This is a genomic window from Pseudoalteromonas sp. KS88, from assembly GCF_004766475.1.
In the GTDB taxonomy this organism is placed as follows: Bacteria; Pseudomonadota; Gammaproteobacteria; order Enterobacterales; family Alteromonadaceae; genus Pseudoalteromonas.
Genome location: NZ_PYHV01000024.1, coordinates 42569 through 44999, shown reverse-complemented (window position 1 = coordinate 44999; position 2431 = coordinate 42569). Strand labels below are relative to the sequence as shown.

The following is a 2431-nucleotide window of genomic DNA, read 5'->3' as shown; positions in this document are numbered from 1 at the left end:
TATATTTTCTGAGGAATGTTTATATGTACTGGCTAATACTGAACTTGCAACAATGATCTTCGCCATTCGCTGTAAAAGCGGCGATCCTCTTTGCTTGATTGGTATATGAAATTTTATATTTTCTGAGGAATGTTTATTTGTACTGGCTAATTCTGAACTTGCAACAATGATCTTCGCCATTCGTTGTAAAAGCGGCGATGCTCTTTGCTTAATTGATATTTGAAGTTATATATTTTCTGAGGAATGTTTATATGTGGTGGGTGATACTGGACTTGAACCAGTGACCCTCGCCTTGTAAGGGCGATGCTCTCCCAACTGAGCTAATCACCCACATATAATAGGTGTGACTTTTATTAAAACTTATTAACTCGAATATTAATATAATTTGGTGGGTGATACTGGACTTGAACCAGTGACCCTCGCCTTGTAAGGGCGATGCTCTCCCAACTGAGCTAATCACCCAAATTATATATTTAATACTCACCATTCTAAGAATGGTGGGTCGTACTGGACTTGAACCAGTGACCCTCGCCTTGTAAGGGCGATGCTCTCCCAACTGAGCTAACGACCCATATTACAATTTTAAAACGCAACTATTGATAAAATAATAGATTTATATGTGGTGGGTGATACTGGACTTGAACCAGTGACCCTCGCCTTGTAAGGGCGATGCTCTCCCAACTGAGCTAATCACCCACATATAAATTAATCGCTACTATTAAAATAAATAGTACTGGACTTTAACCAGTGAACCTAGCCGTACTTGTAAATAACGGTGGTTCTCTTTTTTTCTAACTGAGCTTATGACTCATTTAGATTTTGTAACATGAAACACCATTTAAAATGGTGGGTCGTACTGGACTTGAACCAGTGACCCTCGCCTTGTAAGGGCGATGCTCTCCCAACTGAGCTAACGACCCATATTACAATTTTAAAACAACTATTAAGAAATAACAGATTTTATATGTGGTGGGTGATACTGGACTTGAACCAGTGACCCTCGCCTTGTAAGGGCGATGCTCTCCCAACTGAGCTAATCACCCACATATAAATAAAACGCTACTATTAAAATAATAGTACTGGACTTTAACCAGCGGACTTTGTCGATATATTTAAATATCAGTCAGGCCCTCTTTTTCTAACTGAGCAAACAACTCAAATAGAATTTAGATACGATAATTAATTACACCATTATAAATAATGGTGGGTCGTACTGGACTTGAACCAGTGACCCTCGCCTTGTAAGGGCGATGCTCTCCCAACTGAGCTAACGACCCATATCTAAAAACAACACATTGCTGCGTTGTTGTGGGGCGCTATTATAGATAGAGTTGTAAATGTGTCAACACTTGAATGTGTAAAAATAGTTTAGATGTGGTTTTTATAATCAAAGAAGTGCTTTCCTGCTCATTTAACAGCCATTATGACTATTTTTTAATATTCGCTATTTAAATATTCTCTGGCATTGGGGTGCTAATAGCGACTAAGTAGTGACACACGCTATATAAAACGATAAAAGCAACTTACAAATATTACTACCCCAAACAATCCACTCTATCACCATTATTGAATAGAGCAGCTAAGCCACCTTATAAAAACGGCACGTTGCTTTGTAATATTACTCTTAAAACACTTTAATGAATTTAACGTATTATGAAGCGTAAATTTACCCCAGGCTATTTTGCATATAAATGTATACCTTTTAAAAAGACTGAAAAAGCGCTAGAGAATCAAAACTAAGTCAAAACATCAATTTCATAAACGGTGTAATAGTAAAAAGCTCAAAAAACACCCTACCCAGTTTATAGATTATCCAGTTTGTTGAAAAATAGGGCATTTGAATAAAGTTACTTAAAAAATTGTTGACATTATTTGGGTGGCTGCATAGAATGCGCCCCGCACTCAGCAATACACAGCACGGTTTACCAAGCAGTGTATAGCAATATTGAGTTGGGGCTATAGCTCAGCTGGGAGAGCGCTTCGCTGGCAGCGAAGAGGTCTGCGGTTCGATCCCGCATAGCTCCACCAAACTTAATAGTGCAATTGTCCTAGGGTAGCAGTTTTCTGTGTCCCCATCGTCTAGAGGCCTAGGACACCGCCCTTTCACGGCGGTAACAGGGGTTCGAATCCCCTTGGGGACGCCAATCTGATTTTCAGAGGCGGTTTTACCGAGAAAATAGCGAAGCAAATACAGCTCGAGTCTATATTTGCATTCATTCGCATTACCTTAAGCTCAGGATTTGAGTCTAACTAATCAGTTGTCCTAGTGACACATTTATGTGTCCCCATCGTCTAGAGGCCTAGGACACCGCCCTTTCACGGCGGTAACAGGGGTTCGAATCCCCTTGGGGACGCCACTTACTATAAGTGCTGTGTTATGAAAACTACTCGCCTGAAACGAGTCTAACTATTCAGTTGTCCTAGTGACACA

General features: G+C 39.9%; 10 tRNA genes. 3 read left to right on the top strand and 7 right to left on the bottom strand.

Annotation, left to right across the window (positions count from 1 at the left end):
- Positions 1-254: 254 nt before the first annotated feature.
- The 7 genes from C7Y70_RS16095 to C7Y70_RS16065 form a co-directional block, all read right to left on the bottom strand.
- A tRNA-Val gene (locus tag C7Y70_RS16095) sits at positions 255-330 on the bottom strand.
- Positions 331-386: 56 nt separating this feature from the next.
- Positions 387-462: transfer RNA gene (locus tag C7Y70_RS16090), tRNA-Val, on the bottom strand.
- Positions 463-495: 33 nt separating this feature from the next.
- Positions 496-571, bottom strand: a tRNA-Val gene (locus C7Y70_RS16085).
- Between the two features lie 49 nt (positions 572-620).
- Positions 621-696: transfer RNA gene (locus C7Y70_RS16080), tRNA-Val, on the bottom strand.
- A gap of 148 nt (positions 697-844) precedes the next feature.
- A tRNA-Val gene (locus C7Y70_RS16075) sits at positions 845-920 on the bottom strand.
- 47 nt (positions 921-967) lie between these two features.
- Positions 968-1043, bottom strand: a tRNA-Val gene (locus C7Y70_RS16070).
- Positions 1044-1201: 158 nt separating this feature from the next.
- A tRNA-Val gene (locus C7Y70_RS16065) sits at positions 1202-1277 on the bottom strand.
- A gap of 675 nt (positions 1278-1952) precedes the next feature.
- On the opposite strand from C7Y70_RS16065, the gene C7Y70_RS16060 reads away from it, so the two are divergent.
- From C7Y70_RS16060 to C7Y70_RS16050, 3 genes are all read left to right on the top strand, one after another.
- Positions 1953-2028, top strand: a tRNA-Ala gene (locus C7Y70_RS16060).
- Between the two features lie 40 nt (positions 2029-2068).
- Positions 2069-2144: transfer RNA gene (locus C7Y70_RS16055), tRNA-Glu, on the top strand.
- A 137-nt stretch (positions 2145-2281) separates the two neighbouring features.
- Positions 2282-2357 (top strand) — tRNA-Glu (locus C7Y70_RS16050).
- The last annotated feature ends 74 nt before the right edge of the window (positions 2358-2431 follow it).